This is a genomic window from Polynucleobacter sp. IMCC 30228 (assembly GCF_021395205.1).
Taxonomy (GTDB): Bacteria; Pseudomonadota; Gammaproteobacteria; order Burkholderiales; family Burkholderiaceae; genus Polynucleobacter.
Genome location: NZ_JAJVCS010000006.1, coordinates 135535 through 153878, shown reverse-complemented (window position 1 = coordinate 153878; position 18344 = coordinate 135535). Strand labels below are relative to the sequence as shown.

General features: G+C 41.4%; 20 protein-coding genes, 1 tRNA gene and 1 pseudogene. 14 read left to right on the top strand and 8 right to left on the bottom strand.

What is annotated here, in order from left to right:
• Positions 1 to 30: 30 nt before the first annotated feature.
• Positions 31 to 1566, bottom strand: coding sequence for a cryptochrome/photolyase family protein (locus LZT21_RS11505; protein WP_233990921.1), 1536 nt, complete (start codon positions 1564 to 1566; stop codon positions 31 to 33).
• A gap of 145 nt (positions 1567 to 1711) precedes the next feature.
• On the opposite strand from LZT21_RS11505, the gene LZT21_RS11500 reads away from it, so the two are divergent.
• Positions 1712 to 2059 (top strand): HNH endonuclease, encoded by a 348-nt coding sequence (locus tag LZT21_RS11500; protein WP_233925172.1) that lies wholly within the window; start codon positions 1712 to 1714, stop codon positions 2057 to 2059.
• Positions 2060 to 2069: 10 nt separating this feature from the next.
• Here LZT21_RS11500 and LZT21_RS11495 read toward each other — a convergent pair whose 3' ends face one another.
• The gene (locus LZT21_RS11495; protein ID WP_233990919.1) at positions 2070 to 3485 is read right to left on the bottom strand and encodes an exonuclease domain-containing protein; all 1416 of its coding nucleotides are present in this window, start codon (positions 3483 to 3485) and stop codon (positions 2070 to 2072) included.
• A gap of 677 nt (positions 3486 to 4162) precedes the next feature.
• Between LZT21_RS11495 and LZT21_RS11490 the strand changes: the two genes are divergently transcribed.
• The 8 genes from LZT21_RS11490 (at position 4163) to LZT21_RS11455 (ending at position 12268) form a co-directional block, all read left to right on the top strand.
• Complete coding sequence (locus LZT21_RS11490) at positions 4163 to 4645, top strand: helix-turn-helix transcriptional regulator (protein WP_233925170.1); 483 nt, start codon at positions 4163 to 4165, stop codon at positions 4643 to 4645.
• Positions 4646 to 4648: 3 nt separating this feature from the next.
• The gene (locus tag LZT21_RS11485) at positions 4649 to 5314 is read left to right on the top strand and encodes a nucleotidyl transferase AbiEii/AbiGii toxin family protein (RefSeq protein WP_233990917.1); all 666 of its coding nucleotides are present in this window, start codon (positions 4649 to 4651) and stop codon (positions 5312 to 5314) included.
• 583 nt (positions 5315 to 5897) lie between these two features.
• Complete coding sequence (locus LZT21_RS11480) at positions 5898 to 7355, top strand: class I adenylate-forming enzyme family protein (RefSeq protein WP_233990915.1); 1458 nt, start codon at positions 5898 to 5900, stop codon at positions 7353 to 7355.
• Positions 7356 to 7370: 15 nt separating this feature from the next.
• Positions 7371 to 8201, top strand: coding sequence for an enoyl-CoA hydratase/isomerase family protein (locus LZT21_RS11475; protein ID WP_233990913.1), 831 nt, complete (start codon positions 7371 to 7373; stop codon positions 8199 to 8201).
• Positions 8194 to 9396: an MFS transporter gene (locus tag LZT21_RS11470; RefSeq protein ID WP_233990912.1), complete on the top strand. Its 1203-nt coding sequence runs from the start codon at positions 8194 to 8196 to the stop codon at positions 9394 to 9396. The genes LZT21_RS11475 and LZT21_RS11470 overlap by 8 nt, the downstream gene beginning before the upstream one ends.
• A 2-nt stretch (positions 9397 to 9398) precedes the next feature.
• On the top strand, positions 9399 to 10019 hold the full coding sequence (locus LZT21_RS11465) for a TetR/AcrR family transcriptional regulator (protein ID WP_233990910.1): 621 nt from the start codon (positions 9399 to 9401) through the stop codon (positions 10017 to 10019).
• A gap of 16 nt (positions 10020 to 10035) precedes the next feature.
• Positions 10036 to 11031, top strand: coding sequence for an MDR family oxidoreductase (locus tag LZT21_RS11460; protein ID WP_233925455.1), 996 nt, complete (start codon positions 10036 to 10038; stop codon positions 11029 to 11031).
• A 19-nt stretch (positions 11032 to 11050) separates the two neighbouring features.
• Positions 11051 to 12268 (top strand): ABC transporter substrate-binding protein, encoded by a 1218-nt coding sequence (locus tag LZT21_RS11455; RefSeq protein WP_233990908.1) that lies wholly within the window; start codon positions 11051 to 11053, stop codon positions 12266 to 12268.
• Positions 12269 to 12359: 91 nt separating this feature from the next.
• Here the strand turns inward: LZT21_RS11455 and LZT21_RS11450 are convergent.
• The 3 genes and pseudogenes from LZT21_RS11450 to LZT21_RS11440 form a co-directional block, all read right to left on the bottom strand.
• A pseudogene (locus LZT21_RS11450) lies at positions 12360 to 12572 on the bottom strand (IS3 family transposase); the annotation flags it as partial.
• 62 nt (positions 12573 to 12634) lie between these two features.
• Positions 12635 to 12832: a hypothetical protein gene (locus LZT21_RS11445; protein WP_233925161.1), complete on the bottom strand. Its 198-nt coding sequence runs from the start codon at positions 12830 to 12832 to the stop codon at positions 12635 to 12637.
• A 2-nt stretch (positions 12833 to 12834) separates the two neighbouring features.
• A complete protein-coding gene (locus LZT21_RS11440) occupies positions 12835 to 13167 on the bottom strand; it encodes a zeta toxin family protein (protein ID WP_233990907.1) in 333 nt (110 codons plus the stop codon).
• Positions 13168 to 13189: 22 nt separating this feature from the next.
• Here LZT21_RS11440 and LZT21_RS11435 point away from each other — a divergent pair, with 22 nt between their 5' ends.
• Together LZT21_RS11435 and LZT21_RS11430 are read left to right on the top strand one after the other, a co-directional pair.
• On the top strand, positions 13190 to 13429 hold the full coding sequence (locus LZT21_RS11435; protein ID WP_233937607.1) for a type II toxin-antitoxin system RelE/ParE family toxin: 240 nt from the start codon (positions 13190 to 13192) through the stop codon (positions 13427 to 13429).
• Positions 13430 to 13741, top strand: coding sequence for an addiction module antidote protein (locus tag LZT21_RS11430; protein WP_233990903.1), 312 nt, complete (start codon positions 13430 to 13432; stop codon positions 13739 to 13741).
• 352 nt (positions 13742 to 14093) lie between these two features.
• On the opposite strand, the gene LZT21_RS11425 is transcribed toward LZT21_RS11430, so the two are convergent.
• From LZT21_RS11425 to tsaE, 3 genes are all read right to left on the bottom strand, one after another.
• A tRNA-Lys gene (locus tag LZT21_RS11425) sits at positions 14094 to 14169 on the bottom strand.
• Between the two features lie 65 nt (positions 14170 to 14234).
• Positions 14235 to 15584 carry an N-acetylmuramoyl-L-alanine amidase gene (locus LZT21_RS11420; protein WP_233990901.1) on the bottom strand — a complete coding sequence of 450 codons (1350 nt, stop codon included), beginning with the start codon at positions 15582 to 15584 and terminating at the stop codon, positions 14235 to 14237.
• A 5-nt stretch (positions 15585 to 15589) separates the two neighbouring features.
• Positions 15590 to 16099 carry a tRNA (adenosine(37)-N6)-threonylcarbamoyltransferase complex ATPase subunit type 1 TsaE gene (gene tsaE, locus LZT21_RS11415; protein WP_233990899.1) on the bottom strand — a complete coding sequence of 170 codons (510 nt, stop codon included), beginning with the start codon at positions 16097 to 16099 and terminating at the stop codon, positions 15590 to 15592.
• Positions 16100 to 16112: 13 nt separating this feature from the next.
• Here tsaE and queG point away from each other — a divergent pair, with 13 nt between their 5' ends.
• Genes queG through LZT21_RS11400 form a run of 3 tightly spaced genes read left to right on the top strand, consistent with a single transcriptional unit; the run spans position 16113 to position 18327 of the window.
• Positions 16113 to 17180, top strand: coding sequence for a tRNA epoxyqueuosine(34) reductase QueG (queG, locus tag LZT21_RS11410; protein WP_233990898.1), 1068 nt, complete (start codon positions 16113 to 16115; stop codon positions 17178 to 17180).
• 2 nt (positions 17181 to 17182) lie between these two features.
• Positions 17183 to 17989 carry an AzlC family ABC transporter permease gene (locus tag LZT21_RS11405; protein WP_233990895.1) on the top strand — a complete coding sequence of 269 codons (807 nt, stop codon included), beginning with the start codon at positions 17183 to 17185 and terminating at the stop codon, positions 17987 to 17989.
• The gene (locus LZT21_RS11400; protein ID WP_233937529.1) at positions 17986 to 18327 is read left to right on the top strand and encodes an AzlD domain-containing protein; all 342 of its coding nucleotides are present in this window, start codon (positions 17986 to 17988) and stop codon (positions 18325 to 18327) included. The genes LZT21_RS11405 and LZT21_RS11400 overlap by 4 nt, the downstream gene beginning before the upstream one ends.
• Positions 18328 to 18344 lie beyond the last annotated feature (17 nt).

Genomic DNA, 18344 nt, shown 5'->3' with positions numbered 1-18344 from the left:
ACTTATTTAATAAATTGGCTGGTAGCTAGATTAAAGCCCATCCAACTGAGTTAATAATTCTTGGGCATGCTTTTTTATAGCCTTTTGATCGGGATCGCTAATCTTTTTTAAATTCGCCGTCATTAATCTAGTCCGAGGGTTTGCATCAAACTGTGCGCGATGCTTGATCAGAAAATTCCAATAGAGCGTTGTTATTGGACAAGCAGTTTCACCAAAACGAACCTCTGGTTTATATTTGCATGAACCACAATAATTACTCATTCGCTTAATGTATGCACCGCTCGCAATATAGGGCTTACTTGTAAATCTTCCCCCATTAGCAAATAAAGCCATGCCAACTGTATTAGGAAGCTCAACCCACTCAATGGCATCAACATAAATAGCTAAATACCAATTACTAACTTCACTTGGGAGTATTTCGGCTAGCAAAGCAAAGTTACCAGTAACCATTAAACGCTGAATATGGTGTGCATAGCCATACTCAAGTGTTTGTTTAATCGTATCTTTCATGCAGGCCATACTAGTTTTACCCGACCAATACCACTTCGGTAAAGGACGCTGATGGTTGTAATAATTAGCTTGGCTCATTTGTGGCATGTCAAGGTAATATATGCCTCGTACAAATTCTCTCCAACCCAAAATCTGTCTTATAAAACCTTCAACAGTAGATAAATCTAAGCCATATTTTTTCCAAGCAATTAATACGGTCGCAATAACCTCGTGCGGATTCAGTAACTTAAGATTCAGTGCGCTAGACAGCAGTGAATGCCAACCAAACGGGGTGTCAGTCCACATGGCATCTTGAAAAGTTCCAAAATTCTGCAAGCGATATTTAACAAAATAATTTAAGGCCTTTAGGGCCTGATCTCTTGTTACGGGCCAATAAAATTGATCTAAATTTCCAGGATGATCTTTATATTTCTTATTTACATAAGCCAAGACCTTCCGAGTGAGCGGATCTGGCTCAAATGTAGGTGGAGGATCAATTATTCCAGGGCCCTTTTTAGGATAGGGTTTACGATTATCTTGGTCAAAATTCCATTGCCCGCCCTCGGGATTGCCGTCAGCATCGACCAAGATGCCGTGAGTTTTACGCATCAAACGGTAGAAGTATTCGAGCCTTAATTCTTTTTTACCAGCAGTCCAGTTGACGAAATCTTGGCGTGAACAAAAGAAATGTTCATCCTCCCGCATCTCAAGTTCTAAGCTTAAGTCCTGTGCTAGCTCTGTTATAGCAACCTTTAAGCGCCACTCCCCTGGCAGAACGCAAACTAGGCGTGAAATTTTTTTATGAATAAGCTGCTGCCGCAAGACCTCCACAATGGGTAGCGTAGATTCCTTTATGTAGGTAAGGGGATATTGCCGCTCTTCTAGGGCCTGCGCAAAATGCCGCATGGCAGATAAAAATAATGCAATTTTAGCCTTATGTGACCAAACATACTGGGCCTCGTTTATCGATTCAATCATGATGATTTCATCATTTTTTGCGTTGAAGTCTTTGAGCGCCGACCCCTGAAGATCTAATTGATCGCCCAGAATTAAGATCAGCCTATTTAAATTTTTCATTTTTTCCAGAAATACATCAATTAACGCAAAATTTTGGCATCGTGCAAGTTTAAGACTTATTTACTAAACTAGTACGATATAGAAAAATGGCCTAAAACCCCCATAAACTGCTAAACCCTTCAATTCCTAATTAAAAAAATTCTAAATGATCGGGAAAATTCGTCAGAAAATGATTTTGCATTCATCACCCATTAATAAGCAGATATACGAATTAATTTGTCCAATTTGTGAGCGTCCTATTCCCGATTCACAAAAAGATGCCCATCATTTGGTTCCAAAATCTAAAGGTGGCAAAACGACTGAATACCTGCACCGTATTTGCCACCAACAAATTCATGCTCACTTTACAGAAACTGAATTAGCAAAAGAATTAAATAACGCCTCAAGCCTTAGGAACCAAGCTGAAATTAAAAAATTTATTAGTTGGGTCAAATCTAAACCTAATTACTTTTATGAAAAAACCCGTAAAAGCGCTCGTCTCAAAATAAACTAACTACTTTGTATTAGTTGTCGCTATTTTGCTTTAAATCTAAGAGTATTACTTGTTTTTTATATCGCCCAGATAAAGCTTTCTTAATAATTTTATAAATATCAAGATCAAATTCGGCATCCCCAAAAGCGGCTAATTCGTATAGCTCATCTTGATTAATAGCGACACCTAGGTAGCACCATTTATCAATTACGATCATTTCATTGCCCTCTTGAATTGCTATCGCTCCAGAATAAGGCCAGATTTGAACCTTATATAAATCCATAGCTGTTTTTAACTGTAGGTTATGTATTTCGATTGGTACGACACCTACACAAGCTCCGCTACATTGTTTTACTTGATATCCAAAACAAGACTTGCCTTCAATCTGCTTCTCTAGGCAAAGTAATGCCTCGCAAAGTCGATACTTTTTCGAAATTGCCTTTAAATAAGTATTTGCATCCCTCTTGCTATAAAACAAACCATATAAGTTTTCTTGCAGTCCTGGAGATAAATTATGGTGAGTTATTAGTGATGGCCTGAGTACTCCAATTGCATCCCTCTCTAAACTCCAAGCGCATAGGTCCTTAGAGCGACGTAACTTTATATTCATGCTAGGCATACGTTCTTTGATTAATCTTGACTCTAAAATTAGAGCGCTTAATTCTCCGCTAGTTTCAATCCAATCTATGTCTCTAACTTGGAGTGAAAGCTGCATTTCCTTACGTTGTGTTAAGGCGCTTTGAAAATGTCCCATTACCCTACTTCGCATAGCAATGCTTTTCCCAATATAAAGTGGATTCTTATTTTCGCCATAAAAAATATAGCAGCCTGGGCCATCTGGAATTGAGTCAATTAAAACTTGATCTATATTTGGTGGCAAACTAGCGTTACCTACTAATTGATTTAAGGCCTCAAGAAGGCGCTCTTTTCCAACTGCTTGCTCACATACTCGCCAAAACTGTAAAAGTAAATCCGCATCTCCCAATGCACGATGTCTAGCGCTCACGCTCAATTGATGTACGTTGATGATGGTATCCAAATTATGGCGCGGCTGATCAGGAAATAGTAGCCTTGAAAGCTTTACAGTGCATAAAACTTTAGGCTTAAATTCAATACCTATTCGCTTGAAAGAGGCTTTGATAAATCCATAGTCAAAACGGGCGTTATGTGCCACAAAGACTTTACCCTGTAACCCCTCTTTTATTTTTGTAGCAAGTTCCTCAAAAATAGGTTGATCTGCCACCATTAATGGTGATATACCGGTAAGACGTTGAATATGCTGAGGAATAAAAATTTGTGGGTTGACTAATGCCTCCCACGTGCTGATTTCTTCGTTAGCTAAGGTTTTGATCCCTATTTCTGTAATCCGATCACGCTCAAAATGAGATCCCGTAGTTTCAATATCAACAAAAGCAAGTTCAGGATAGTGACATTCCTTTTTTAACATACATAATCGTAATTTATTTGAATATAGGGTGCAGTTATTTAAGACTTGGACGTCAATTTCTTGGGATCTGATTCTTGTGTTTGATTGCTGATCGTATCTATGCCTAAACTAGGGGCGACCATCTTCTCTCCATTCCATACCTGGCCGCACCAGCACTCGCCCAGATCATTAATAATGCAAACACCCGATCCACAGCAGCGCTTATCAGGTGCTTTCATTGGAATGCGCTTTCACGTAGCTTTAACCATACTTTTGCTCGGCTAAAAATAGGTGAAGTAATTAAGCAGCTATCTAGATAATGATTCATGAATAAACTCTAAAAAAAAGAAATTAACGCTATTCTATGGTTTTTATTAAATCGGTGCCCATCGATGTGTTAATTTGCATCCATAGCTGAGCCAGCATTTGTATTTAACTTTAATCCATCTAAATGATCAGGTTATCTGTGAGTGGCAGCCTATATTGAGCGGATACTGGGCTGAAATTGGTAGCAAATTAGGGCGCTAATTGGATTAGTTTGCGTGCAATTCAACACCCTATATAAATCATTGTTCTACACGACAAAAAATGAGTGTGCGATTGTAAATTGGTGCAAAGTTCAAAGTCTTGGTGATTGCTGGATCAACCTCATTAAAATAATGTGTAATATATTACACAATTTATGCTATAGTACATTTATGAACTTACGCGAAATCGGTCTCAAAGTCGGGCAGCGTCGTACTGATCTGGGTTTATCCCAAGACCGGTTGGCAAAGCTTTGCGGTCTTTCAAGATCGACTATCCATCATCTGGAGAAGGGTAGTTTGAATGATTTGGGCGCAGCTAAGTTGCTATCTTTGCTATCGTTGCTGGGTTTGGATGTGATTACTCAAGAGCACAGTAAAAAACATCGTGGCTTAGATATGGCCAGTAAGACGGCTAGTGTTAGTTATAAGACTAAGTTGCAAAGCAGGAACTTATCTCATTCGTTGGCATGTGGAGAGTTACCCGAGAGCATCTACCCCCATGTAGCAACTTTATTGGATGAAGCGCCATTAGAAATTATTGTGGCTGCAGTTGAAGAGGCGGCAGCGATGAATCATGTGGCGCCTAAGTTCATCTGGAAAAATATTAATCGGTGGGCGCATGAGATGCATTCACCAAGATCGGCTTGGGCTTAATCTATGAGTAATTTTATAGAGAGCGAGCTTCCTGAAGGTGTGTGGAAAGATTTATTACCCCATGCGCTTTCGATTATTGAAGATATCAAGAATCACGGAACTCCTGATCCATTCTGGACTTTTGGCGGAGGCACAGTGTTGATGATTCGCTATCAGCATCGCCTTAGCAAAGATATTGATATCTTTATGCCAGACCCTCAGTATCTAGGGTTTGTTACTCCGCGCTTAAGCGATGTCGCTGCAGCGGTAAGTACGGACTATGTTGAAGATCAAAGCACTTTCGTTAAGTTAATTCGTCCAGAAGGGGAGATCGACTTTGTGGTATCCCCAAACTTAACTGAAGCGCCATTTGAAATATGGAATATTAGTGGGCAGCCTATTCGAGTAGAAACTGCTACAGAGATTGTGGCAAAGAAATTATGGCATCGAGGTGACAGGACTACTGCCCGTGATTTATTTGATCTGTCTTTAGTTATTGAGCGCGAGCCTGAAGCCTTAGTAAAATCGGCTAAGTTCTTGCGAAAGAATGCTGAGCAATTTATTAACCAAATTGCTAGCAGGGCGGCAGTGCTAAAAGCCCAGTTTTCTGAAATTGATGTACTGAATTACAGGCCAAGTTACGACGAGGCAGCACAGAGGGCAACGTCATTCTTGAGGTTACTTAAGTAATGGTTAAAGAGAATCTGCATTATTTCGAATTACTTCTGCACCAAGGTAGTAGTAAGTGTCATCCGCGTCGTAACGTGACATAACGTTGTTTAGTTTCTTCCAGATCGGCATGTCTATTTTTTAATGGATTTGGGGTTGATTTCCTAGCCAAAAAATAGCTCTAAAACAGGCTTTAAAGAGCTATTTGGAGGGATGATGTAAGCAATAAAAGCCCTGCAGAAGTGAGGCTTCGGTAATGCTGGTGGGTCGGGCGGGATTGGCTTTCACATAATTTTGCTACACAAAGTTAGTGTCCACCGCTTTTCGCTTTGCTCAAAGTCGATCCCACGACCAACGGATTAAAAGGAAATTGTTCCATATAAATCCATAATAAATTCAATGGGTTACAAGCGTCAAAATAGGGTGTGCAATGAAGTGTGTAATGGATTTATTGGCCGCATTGGTGACTAGTTAGGGATTCGAACTTTAAGAAAAATACGGGTTATTTAAGTTAGGGAACATACTAGTTGACCGTTCGTCTAGTAGAGACTAGATTTAGTCCTTCTGTTGGTATTTCAATTGGTAAAAGAAGGTCACCTTTATCTTGTCAGTAAACCTTGGTAGCGCTTTATCTTCGGCATGTCTCAAATACGGTAATCGAATAGCTTTAAGCGCTAATAAAGAAACTTTTAGCTACTCAAAGCTAAATGAGGCAGCGGAAGAATATGCTGCGCGATTAATTGAGCTGAGAATCAGGCCAAATGAACCGGTTCTCGTCATGGTCTCAAATCAGATGATGGATGTGGCAGCTATGTTAAGTGTATGGCTCGCGGGTGGAGTCATTATTCCAGTACATAGAAGCTCTCCTGATGAAGTATTAAAAAAATTACAAATTAAAACCAAGGCCCGTTTTCAAATTAATAAAAGTATTTTAGTTTTGGCAAAGGAGATCCCGCCAGAAAGAGAAATTCTCATAAATGCTGCCTTCGTCATATTTACTTCGGGATCAACGGGTGAGCCTAAGGGCGTAGTTATCTCTCACCAAGCCTTCTATAAAAAAATTCATGAAATAAATCAGCTATTAAATTTTAAGGCTGATGAGCGCACCTTACTTGTATTAAACATCAACTTTAGCTTTGGATTATGGGTTTGCCTCCTGGCTCTTTTTACAGGCGGAAGTCTGGTGATGCTAGAAAAATTTGATCCAATAATATTTTTAAATTCTTTATTAGAAGAAAAAATAACTCGAGTTGGGATGGTGCCAACAATGATGCGAAGTATATTTTCTCGACTTGACGTGCTAAATAAAATTAAGGTTATTAATAAAAATAAAGTCTTGAAGCAAATATTAATTGGTGGTGAGTCACTTGGAAAGTCATTAGCCATCTCCATTAGAGAAAATTTCTCTAATACTGATTTAATTGATATTTATGGATCTACTGAAACCGCTACCTGCGACTTTTTTCTTTTTCCAAACGATTTTATTCAATACCCAGGTTGTATTGGCCGTCCATCTGGAGAAGTCCATTTTCAAATAGTGAATCATAAAAATGAGTTAGTTAATTTTGGTGAGATAGGCGAGTTACAAATATCTAGCCCTTTTTTAATGAACGGCTACTTAGATGAACAGGATCTTACGAAAAAAGCATTTTTTGATAAGTGGTTCAAAACTGGTGATCTAGCGCGCGAAGTTGATAGATCAGTAGTGGAATTAATGGGGCGAAGTAAAGAAATTATTAGCCGCGGAGGAAATAAGATTACGCCTGGCGAGATCGAACAAATAATTTGTGCTCATCCAATGGTTGCAGCAGCAATGGCAGTAGGCGTTACAGATTCAATATTAGGCGAGCGTATTCATGCTTTATTAGTTCTTAAGGTGGGTGCAATACCAGAAGATTTGCACATGAATAATTTTTTGCAGCAAAAATTAGAAAAATATAAACATCCTGATGCTATATATGTTTTGTCCGAATTACCTTTGGGAAGAACGGGGAAAGCAGATAGGGGTGAGTTTAAGAATAAGATTTTGTCTGGGGCAATAGAGCCTATAGCGGTTTCTTAACCAATAATTTATAAAATGAAAAAATTTAATTCAATCTTGTATGAAACTACTGAACATATTGCGGAAATTACTTTAAACCGCCCAGATAGGCTGAATGCCTTAGATAAGGCCACGTTAATAGAGATTAATGATGCTATGGATTTGGCTGAAGCCGATAGTAAAGTCCGAGTAATTATTTTATGCGGAGCAGGGCGAGCATTTTCATCAGGTTTTGATCTTAAGGCCCAGATGGACGCTAAACCAGCAGGAGAAAAAGTTTGGCGAGAAATACTAGATCTGGACTTTAATACAACAATGCGGTTTTGGAATAGCCCAAAACCAACCGTAGCGGCCATCCATGGAGCATGTATGGCAGGCGCTTTTGAATTTGCCTTGTCTTGTGACATAGCTATTGCGTCTGAGAATGCTATTTTTGGAGAGCCAGAACTTAAATTTGGTGCTGGCATAGTAACTCTTCTATTACCTTGGGTGATTGGTCCCAAAAAAGCAAAAGACATTATTTTTACTGGTCAAGACAGAATAGATGCCTCGAGCGCACTACAAATGGGAATTATTAGTAGGGTAGTTAAAGACGGTATGCATCTTGAGGTCGCTAGACAAATTGCTAGATCAATTGCTTTGGTTGATCCTAATGTAGTAATGGGCACTAAAAAAGCAATCAATAGTACGTATGAAATTCAGGGAATTCAGAAGGCGCTAAAGGTAGCTTTAGATATTGATCATCAAATTGAATCAGTAGGATCCCCAGATAAAAAAGCATTTATGGATATCGCTAGAGAAAGAGGAATGCGTGAGGCAATAGCCTGGAGAGATGCGCGGTTTGCAGGTACGACTACTAATGAGTAAACCAATTTTAGTAATTATTATTGCAGAGCTCTTTGGCACCTCCCTGTGGTTTAGTGCAAATAGCGCTTCTGATAATTTAACTAAATTATGGATGTTAAGTACTGGCGATATTGGTTTACTGACAAATGCTGTGCAACTAGGTTTTATTGTTGGCACCTTATTTTTTTCTTTGAGTGGATGGGCTGATAAATTCCCCGCTAGTAAAATTTTTGCTTTCTGTAGTATTTTTGGAGCAATATTAAATGGCTGTTTTGCATTACTCAGCGAAGGTCTAATTTCAGCAATTATGTTTCGATTTTTTGTAGGTGTTTCTCTGGCGGGCATTTATCCACTGGGAATGAAATTAATTGTTAGTTGGGATCTCAATACGGCAGGTAAAAACTTAGGATTATTGGTAGGGATGCTAACGCTGGGCACAGCATTGCCTCATGGTATTAGAGCTGTAGGCGCTGACTTGTCTTGGCAGGCCGTGATATTAAGCTCATCGGTTTTAGCCCTTATTGCAGCGATTGCTATCGGAATATTGGGCGATGGCCCTTATTTAAAGAATGCCCCCAATAAACAGCGCATTCCCTTTTCAAATGTTATTCAGGCATTTCGTGTACCTGAATTTAGATCATCTGCTTTTGGTTATTTTGGCCATATGTGGGAGCTCTATTCATTTTGGACAATTATTCCATTACTGTTACTTACATTGCTTTCTACTGATGGCGCTGTAGCGCATGAAAATGTATCGTTTTTGGCATTTATAGTGATAGGTATTGGAGCTCTTGGTTGCATTATTGGCGGATGGCTGAGCCAATCTATCGGGAGCGGGCGCGTTGCTTGGATTGCCTTATTTACCTCGGGAGTAATTTGCTTGATTTATCCCTTTCTCAATGCAATTTCTCCCAATTGGAAAATTTTTATTTTATTAGTTTGGGGTTTTGCAGTTGTGGCGGATTCTCCTCAATTTTCAGCTATTTCTGCTAAGGCATGCCCGCAGGAGTTAGTTGGCACAGCCCTAACAATTCAAAATAGTATTGGATTTTTTATCACCATCATTTCTATATTCATAGTCACTTTCGCCTTTCCTTATTTAGGTGACAGGGTGGCATGGCTTTTATTGCCCGGACCCATATTTGGTTTATTTTTTATGAGGGGATTGGTTAAGGAAAAACAGAACCTTCAATTTTCTCAAGTCAAAGGAAATTAGCTGTGAATAAAATTATGCAAATTAAGCAGACAGCGGCAAAGCCAAATGATAAAAAATTATTATTAATTAATATTGGTACAGCAATATTTACTCAAAAAGGTTTCAGCATTACAAGTCTTGATGAGATTGTTGAAATTGCAGAGATACCAAAGGGTTCTTTTTATTATTATTTTAAAAGTAAAGATGAATTTGCAATTGAAGTAATTAAAAATTATGGAATTTATTTTTCAAAGAAATTACAGCGCATCTTAAGTAACGATAAAAAATCTCCATTAGAACGTCTCAAAGAATTTACCAAGGAGGCAGAGGCTGGTGTAAGGCGCTATGAATTTAAGCGTGGCTGCCTTATCGGCAATCTTGGGCAGGAAATGGCAACCTTAGAGGAGCGTTTTCGAATTGAGCTTTTAAATGTCATTGCAGACTGGCGTGATCAAGTTCGACAATGCATCGATTTAGCTAAAGAGCGACGAGAAATAAAAACAACAGTTGATGCTTCTGAATTGGCTAATTTTTTCTGGTGCGCCTGGGAGGGAGCAGTTTTATGCTCCAAATTAGAGTTATCAACCCAGCCTTTAAATATTGTGAGCAGATTATTTATTACCGAATTACTTCAACCAGTTTAAATTTATAAGGAAAAATATGTTTCGTGCAATTTATTTGACTAAGTCAGAAGACGGAAAAACAGAGGCTAATTTAAAAAACTTAGAGGTCTCTGATTTGCCAAATTTTGATCAGTCGAGCGTAACAGTCGCCATTAAATACTCAACTATTAACTATAAAGATGGCTTAGCGATTACCGGTAAGTCCCCGGTTGTAAGAAAGTTCCCGATAGTTCCTGGGATTGATTTTTGTGGCGCCGTAAGTGCTAGCGATGATCCAAATTGGAAAATTGGTGATGAGGTTATATTGAATGGCTGGGGTGTAGGTGAGTCCCACTGGGGCGGTCTCTCGCAAATGGCACGAGTATCAGGGGATTGGTTAATTAGAAAGCCAGCATCCCTCACCGCTAAAGACTGTATGTCTATTGGTACGGCTGGATATACGGCAATGCTTTGTATCATGGCCCTTGAAAAAAATGGCGTAAACCCTCAATCAGGCGAAATTTTAGTCACTGGTGCTAGTGGCGGAGTAGGATCTTTCGCTATTTCTTTGTTATCTAATTTGGGATATCAAGTAATTGCCTCGACAGGAAAAGAGGGTGAGCATGATTATCTTAAGCGCCTAGGTGCAAAGGACGTTATTCCGCGCACTTCTTTATCTGAACCTGGCAAACCTTTGCAAAAGGAACGGTGGGCTGGTGTGATTGATTCTGTTGGCTCATTCACATTAGCTAATGCATGCGCTAGTTCTATCTATGGCGGCGTAGTAGCCTCCTGTGGCTTAGCCCAAGGCATGGATTTACCTTTATCGGTGGCCCCCTTCATTTTGAGATCTGTCAGTCTAATTGGAGTGGACAGTGTTATGGCCAAACGCTCGATTAGAGATGCCGCATGGAAGCGCTTAGCTAGTGATACGCCACGGGCAGCTTTAAATTCCATTGCTCAATTAGTAAATTTAGAAAGCGCTATTGATGCAGGCAAAAAGATTTTAACTGGCGAAGTACGTGGGCGAATTGTAGTAGATGTGAATGTTTAATAATAATTTAACAAGGGAGATGAAGATGAAAAAATCAAAAATATTGGTAACAACAGCAATTGCAGCTGCAGTAATGGGTATGTCAACCGTTAGTAAAGCCCAAATTTCTGGCGATACGGTAAAGATTGGATTCATAACAGATATTTCCGGGCTATACGGTGATATTGACGGGCAGGGCGGTATCGAAGCTATCAAAATGGCTATAGCTGATTTTGGAGGCAGTGTTAATGGAAAGAAAATTGAATTATTAACAGCTGATCATCAAAATAAACCAGATATTGCTGCTAGTAAGGCGCGCGAGTGGGTTGACCAGCAGGGGGTAGATTTATTAATTGCTGGAACTAACTCAGCAGTAGCTTTAGCAATGAATAAAATTGCCTTAGAGAAAAAGAAGCCAATTATCGTCGTTTCCGCAGGTACATCACGTGTTACTAATGAAGACTGCACCCCCTATACCGTGCATTATTCCTATGACACAATCGCCCTATCAAAGGTAGCTGGTTCAGCTATTGTTAAGCAAGGCGGCGATACTTGGTTTTTCCTAACTGCAGATTATGCTTTTGGTGCCGCATTGCAAAATGATGCCTCAACCGTCATTAAAGCATCGGGCGGTAAAGTGCTTGGGGATGTTAAAGCTCCACTCAATACTCAAGATTTTTCTTCTTACTTATTGCAGGCACAGAATTCAAAAGCAAAAATTCTTGGCCTAGCTAATTCTGGCGGCGACACTATTAATTCAATTAAATCCGCCAATGAATTCGGGATTACCAAAACAATGCAATTGGCTGGTTTGCTCATGTTCATTACCGATATTCATGCTTTGGGACTTAATTTAACGCAAAATATGTATCTAGCTGATGCTTGGTATTGGGATTCAAATCCAGATTCTAGGGCTTGGGCTAAGCGATATTTTGAAATTATGAAAAAGGAGCCATCCTCCACTCAGGCCGCAGACTATTCAGCAACTACAACTTATCTTAAAGCCGTTAAAGCAATTGGTACAGATAATCCTGAAAAGGTGATGACCCAATTAAAAACAGCCAAAATTAATGATATGTTTGCAAAGGGTGGTTATATTCGTCCAGATGGCCGCATGGTACACGATATGTTTTTAATGCAAGTCAAGAAACCCTCTGAATCCAAATATCCTTGGGATTATTACAAGTTAGTAGCTACAGTTCCTGGTGATCAGGCCTTTGCAACTAAAGCCGAATCAAAATGTTCGCTGTGGAAATAATTAAATATTAATAAATTTTAGGACCTATTTGGACGTTTAACAAAAAAATACCAACTCTAGTGAACTGACTCCCAAAAGTTGGACAGTTTAATTAGCTTAGCACGAGGGATTGAGTTCTGTAATTAACAGGACTTAATCCCTTTAGTTTTTGCTTGATTCGATCATGGTTGTAGTAGTGGATATATTCGCATAACTCCTTTTTAAATGATGAGACGCTTTCAAACTTCTTGCGGTGGAAGAACTCCGTTTTCATAATCCCAAACCAGTTCTCCATGACGGCGTTATCTAGGCAATTGCCTTTGCTACACAAAGTTAGTGTCCACCGCTTTTCGCTTTGCTCAAAGTCGAACTCGCGGCCAACGGTACTTAGACACCAGGCTGGCGCTTTTTAATGAGCTCAGAAGCTGGGATCCGAACTATCTTGCCATCAACCATGGTTACGATTGCGGTGTTCGTTTGAATGGCTAGGTCAATCGCTGCTTGACCGGCGCGTTGCATAGCATAGTAGGATCCAGCGATATCGGGATCTGGTGAATTACGAATGTCGTTATTTGGAATAGTCATAGTTAACCTTGGTCAATTTGCTCCGGTGGAGTTTTGTCGCCATTTAACAATACCCATGATTTTACAACTTTTTGATATTTTGAGAGATTTTCTAATCCCGCCTTATATCGCCTTCGAATAACATCTTCAGGAATAATGTGACCTCCCTGTGCCACCCGCTCAGCTACGCGAGAGATGGCTAATTCAGGGGAGCTTAGTGCAATAAACCAGAGTTTGACGTCATAGCCCAAATCTCTCCATTCCTGAATACGTTGAGTGGTAATGAGCTCCAATAAAGTGGTCTCAAAAGCAAAGCTTTCTCCAGCTTTAGTATGTTCATCTAATTCGTTTAACATCAACCGAGCTGCTTTGAATAAAATGGATTCAGGGTCAAAGGGCGCTAGGCCAGCGGCAATGAGATCGGCATTGATAAAGCGTAATGTTAAGGCTTTGACTGATGGCGTTTATGAAATGCGCGAAAAGTTTGGACCAGGTTGGCGAATGTATTACGTGGTGAGGGGGAAAACGATTATTGTGATGCTGGGTGGCGGGGATAAGTCCAGTCAATCGAATGATATTAAAGTGGTAAAAAAATTAGCCAAGCTATTGGAGGATTAAATGAAAACCGTAAAAACAGAAAAGAAAATAAAAGTCAGTGGTTTAGCTGAATTTGACATGACTCGCCATCTGAAAAGTAAGCGTGCGATGACTGAGTATTTAAATCAAGTCATTAGTGATGGTGATGATGCCGAATTGGCAACTGCCTTGGGGCATATCGCTAGGGCAAAAGGCATGGCGGAGATTTCTAAATCTAGTGGCATTACTAGAGAGGCTCTGTATAAAGCACTCAAGCCGAATACAAAACCCCGTTTTGATACTGTATCCAAGGTTCTTGGCGCCTTAGGCATGAGAATCACAATCCATGCCTAATAGTTTGGAAAATAAAAAAACCCCGCAGAGCGAGGCTTAATATGTACGACTCGACACATTGTTAACACTTTATACCGGACACATACTTTACAGTTTTAGGCATAGGAGGGACCACTCTATGCCGTGGAATGAAAGTACTGGGCATATGTAACCATGTGATCGGTACCGGATGTAAAGCATGTGTCCGGTACGGACCATTTTTATTTGGTGGGTCGGGCGGGATTGGCTTCCACATAACTTTGCTACACAAAGTTAGTGTCCACCGCTTTTCGCTTTGCTCAAAGTCGAACCAAGGTTCTCATCCAACACAACATATCAAATAAAAATAGCCCCAGAAAGGGCCATTTTTATTTGGTGGGTCGGGCGGGATTCGAACCCACGACCAACGGATTAAAAGTCCGCTGCTCTACCGACTGAGCTACCGACCCAGAAAGAAAGAAATTATAGCAATTTGTTGCTGGACTTCTTGAAGATCGCTACCCACCCCAATGAATCAGGAGTTAACACGTCTTGCTACTGGTGGATTTTTGGCAAAGTAGTCTTTAATTCCCTTCAAAATGGCTTCCGCAATGCGATCCTGGTAGGCCTCATCATTCAGTCGGGCCTCTTCTTCTGGGTTACTGATGAAGGCAGTTTCTACCAAAATAGAGGGAATATCGGGCGCTTTTAAGACTGCAAAGCCGGCTTGCTCTACTTTGCCTTTATGCAGGGGGGCAAACCCACCGATTTGTTGCAGTATGGCCTGCGCTGCTTGCATAGAGTCTTTAATTTGTGCGGTTGTTGACATATCTAAGAGCAAATTGGCTACTTGAGCATCTTTAGTTTTGATATTGATGCCGCCCACTAAATCTGAGGCATTTTCTTTATTAGCCATCCAGCGGGCAGCAGTGCTTGAGGCTCCTTGTTGCGAGAGGGCAAATACCGAAGCGCCTTTTGCATGTGGTTGGATAAAGGCATCAGCATGAATTGAGACAAATAAATCGGCCTGTACTTGGCGTGCTTTCTGAACTCGTACGCCTAGTGGCACGAAATAATCGCCATCCCGAGTCAGGTAGGGGCGCATATAGGAAACATTTTCGATTTTATCTTTTAGGCGCTTAGCAATTGCGAGCACTACTTGTTTTTCTTTTGAGCCCCGCGCACCAATGGCGCCGGGATCTTCGCCGCCATGACCAGGATCAATAGCAATAGTAATTAAGCGTTTATAGCGGTTATTGGCCACTTCTTTATTTGTTAAAGCCGAACTTTTATTAGGCGGTAATTCTTTATTGGCAAATTCAGCAATTAAATCGGGCTGGGCATTTAATTGTTCGAGGGCTTTTTCTTTGCGGGCACTGTTTTTTACTAACTCCATTAATGGGTCGGGTGGGGTGGCCGAATAGAGATCAAACACCATGCGGTATTGGTATTCGGCAACTGGGTCAAGGGTAAAAATTTGTGGTTTGACAGGTTCTTTTAAGTCAAACACCAAGCGCACTACATTGGGTTGAAATTGGCCCACCCGAATTTGTGACACATAAGGGTCATTAGGCTTCACCTTGGCCACCAAATCCTTTAAGGTTGGATTCAGCTCTAGCCCTTGTACATCAACTACTAGGCGATCGGGATTCGTGAGCATCTGTTGGGTAATAGGCAACGGTGTATCAGACTCTAAGGTAATGCGAGTGTAATCTTCAGAGGGCCAAATTCGCACACCCATTATCTTGGCGCCGTAAGCGATTTCATTGACGCCCAGCAGAATTAAAAATCCTGCCTTTTGTAGCCCCCCTAAACCCAAAACTGCTTTAGCAGACCGTCTTAAGGTGCGACGCTTAATCTGATTAACTGCAGAAGTTTTAGTCATCGCGTTTAACTTAGGCTTTCAAGCTTTAAAAAGATGATTTGCCCTGTGGGTGAGTGAGCGGCGATATGAATCTCGCGTTCACATTCAATCGGCAACGCTGTAATGCTAATAGAGAGATCAAAGACCGGTAAGGTATCTTCGGCTTTTTCTGGCCATTCAACTAAACAAAGGCCTGGTGTGGCAAATAAATCAGCAAAGCCAGCCTCTTGCCACTCTAAGGGGGAGCGCATGCGAAATAAATCAAAATGATGCACAGCAATCGAGTGTTGCGCTACCGCGATCGAGTAGGGTTCGCACAAGGCATAACTAGGGCTTTTCACTTTTCCCAGATGCCCCATGGATTGAATGAGGCTGCGGGCAAAGCTGGTTTTGCCAGCGCCTAGCTCGCCGCTGAGAGCCAAATTGACCTGCCCATCTGGTGACTCCTTGAAATATTGAGCCAGCGCTTGCCCTAGGGACCTAGCTAGATCACCCGTTTCGCTTTCCTGCCTACAATGTTTACTTAATTGATTCAATGTGTACTTTGATATGAATATTGCTTGGTTGCGTGAACAGGCTACTCTTTTCGGCTTTGACCGTTTGCGCATTACCGACACCTATCTTGGCGAGGCTAGCGAACGCTTGCGTCAGTGGCTGGCCGAGGGTCGCCACGGACACATGGATTATATGAGCCGTCACGCACTTTTGCGAGCCGACCCAAAATTACTCTTACCGGGTACAGTGCGCGTCATTTGCGTCAGTTTGAACTATCTACCCGACGATCATGACATAGACCAAGAATGGCGGCAATTAGCCAATCCACGTGCTGGAGTCATTTCAATGTATGCCCGCGGTCGCGATTATCACAAAGTTTTACGTGGCCGTTTAAATGATTTTGCCAAAGCAATTGAAGGTCAAATCGGTCCCTTTGGGTATCGGGTCTTTACCGATTCAGCGCCTTTAATGGAAGTAGAACTGGCGCGTAAAGCGGGCTTGGGTTGGCGTGGAAAACATACCGTACTTTTAAATCGCGAATCGGGGTCCTTCTTTTTTCTCGGTGAAATCTTGGTTGATCTTGCTCTACCCGTTGACCCTGAGGAAGTGCAGCACTGTGGCACGTGCACGGCTTGCATTGATGTTTGCCCTACACAAGCAATTACAGCGCCTTATCAGCTTGATGCGCGTAAATGTATTTCCTATTTAACCATTGAAAATCCTGCAGCTATTCCGCTTGAATTTCGGCGACCGATGGGTAACCGTATCTACGGGTGTGATGATTGTCAATTAATTTGCCCATGGAATAAATTTGCTAAACGCTCCAGCGTGCCTGATTTTGTAGAGCGCCATGGCTTAGGCGAGCAAAGTTTATTGGCATTATGGGCTTGGACTGAAGCCGAGTTTGAGCAGCGGCATGAAGGCAGTGCAATTCGGCGCATTGGTTATAGTCGCTGGCGGCGTAATTTAGCTGTTGCCATGGGGAATGCGTTAGCTAATTCGGCATTAAATGAGATTGAACACGCTGAAATAAAAAGCGCACTAACGGTTGCCATGCCTATGGCCGATGATCTTGTGCGCGAGCATATTCAATGGGCATTACAGCCAGAATCTACAATCTAGCCATGACTGCTGCTGCGCCACCCCCACTTCCCCCCAAAGCCTTCCTGGCGCCGAATTCTGCAGAGCTAGATGGGAAAGGTCCTCAGCGTTACACCAGTCGCAAACATGCGTTCTGGAGCGGCTTTCGGCATGCTGCTGGTGCTCCGGCAATGGTACTGTTCGCCGGCATGGTGGGCTTTGGGGCAATGGCTAAAACCAATAATATTGATATGTGGTTCACGTCTTTAAGTAGCTTGTTGATGTTTGCCTTACCAGGGCAAGTGGTGTTGTTGGATATGGTACTTTCTGGTTCATCAGTAGTGGCAATTATCCTAGCTGTAACGTTGACATCTACTCGTTTCGTTACGATGACAGTTACTTTGTTTCCACAACTACATCCGCGTGATCGCAATCGCAAACTCTATGCTTCAGTGCATTTATTAGCAATGACCGCTTGGGCGGTATCGATGCGTGAGTTTCAGGCAATTGAGTCACACCATCGTCTCCACTATTATTTGGGCCTTGGCATTTTATGTTGGGCGATTAGTTTTCCGGCAACCATTTTGGGTTATTTGTTGGCTGGTTTAGTACCCAAGTGGATTGCCTTGGGACTTGTTTTTATTAACCCCTTATTTTTTCTATTAACGTTTACTGAGGTTAAAGCCACGATCAATCGCGTAGCAATTATTTTGGGGGGCGTCTTAGGACCCTGTTTTTATTTACTAGATCGCGACTCGAGCTTGCTCGTATCTGGAGTGGTTGCAGGTACGGTAGCCTACCTTATTGATCGCCAGTTTTTGCGTCGTCGTTTTAAAGATCAATCATCATGAACACTGCCCTACAGGGTTGGGGTATTTGGCTAGCGCTTTTCGGTGCTTGTATTGGCACTTATTTATGTCGCGCCATAGGCGTTTTACTCTCAGGGAAGATTAATCAAGATAGCCCGATTTTCGAGTGGCTTTCCGCGGTTACTTACGCAATGGTGGCAGCGCTTACAGTGCGGATGATTATTCTACCTTTTGGCTTATTGGCAACTGTTCCAATGTATCTGCGCATTGGTTTATGCGGTCTATGTTTAGCAATAATGCTATCAAATCCTCATAAGCAGTTAGTGCCAGCCTTATTAACTGGAACCTTGCTGATGATGACTTACGGATTAATTTTTTGAAAACTATTTATCAAAAT

What these genes read in the sequence shown, in the direction of transcription:
- LZT21_RS11505 (WP_233990921.1), bottom strand. Translation starts at nt 1,566, where the DNA reads ATGAAAAATTTAAATAGGCTGATCTTAATTCTGGGCGATCAATTAGAT.
- LZT21_RS11500 (WP_233925172.1), top strand. Translation starts at nt 1,712, where the DNA reads ATGATCGGGAAAATTCGTCAGAAAATGATTTTGCATTCATCACCCATT.
- LZT21_RS11495 (WP_233990919.1), bottom strand. Translation starts at nt 3,485, where the DNA reads ATGTTAAAAAAGGAATGTCACTATCCTGAACTTGCTTTTGTTGATATT.
- LZT21_RS11490 (WP_233925170.1), top strand. Translation starts at nt 4,163, where the DNA reads ATGAACTTACGCGAAATCGGTCTCAAAGTCGGGCAGCGTCGTACTGAT.
- LZT21_RS11485 (WP_233990917.1), top strand. Translation starts at nt 4,649, where the DNA reads ATGAGTAATTTTATAGAGAGCGAGCTTCCTGAAGGTGTGTGGAAAGAT.
- LZT21_RS11475 (WP_233990913.1), top strand. Translation starts at nt 7,371, where the DNA reads ATGAAAAAATTTAATTCAATCTTGTATGAAACTACTGAACATATTGCG.
- LZT21_RS11470 (WP_233990912.1), top strand. Translation starts at nt 8,194, where the DNA reads ATGAGTAAACCAATTTTAGTAATTATTATTGCAGAGCTCTTTGGCACC.
- LZT21_RS11460 (WP_233925455.1), top strand. Translation starts at nt 10,036, where the DNA reads ATGTTTCGTGCAATTTATTTGACTAAGTCAGAAGACGGAAAAACAGAG.
- LZT21_RS11455 (WP_233990908.1), top strand. Translation starts at nt 11,051, where the DNA reads ATGAAGATGAAAAAATCAAAAATATTGGTAACAACAGCAATTGCAGCT.
- LZT21_RS11445 (WP_233925161.1), bottom strand. Translation starts at nt 12,832, where the DNA reads ATGACTATTCCAAATAACGACATTCGTAATTCACCAGATCCCGATATC.
- LZT21_RS11440 (WP_233990907.1), bottom strand. Translation starts at nt 13,167, where the DNA reads ATGTTAAACGAATTAGATGAACATACTAAAGCTGGAGAAAGCTTTGCT.
- LZT21_RS11435 (WP_233937607.1), top strand. Translation starts at nt 13,190, where the DNA reads ATGGATTCAGGGTCAAAGGGCGCTAGGCCAGCGGCAATGAGATCGGCA.
- LZT21_RS11430 (WP_233990903.1), top strand. Translation starts at nt 13,430, where the DNA reads ATGAAAACCGTAAAAACAGAAAAGAAAATAAAAGTCAGTGGTTTAGCT.
- LZT21_RS11420 (WP_233990901.1), bottom strand. Translation starts at nt 15,584, where the DNA reads ATGACTAAAACTTCTGCAGTTAATCAGATTAAGCGTCGCACCTTAAGA.
- queG (WP_233990898.1), top strand. Translation starts at nt 16,113, where the DNA reads ATGAATATTGCTTGGTTGCGTGAACAGGCTACTCTTTTCGGCTTTGAC.
- LZT21_RS11405 (WP_233990895.1), top strand. Translation starts at nt 17,183, where the DNA reads ATGACTGCTGCTGCGCCACCCCCACTTCCCCCCAAAGCCTTCCTGGCG.
- LZT21_RS11400 (WP_233937529.1), top strand. Translation starts at nt 17,986, where the DNA reads ATGAACACTGCCCTACAGGGTTGGGGTATTTGGCTAGCGCTTTTCGGT.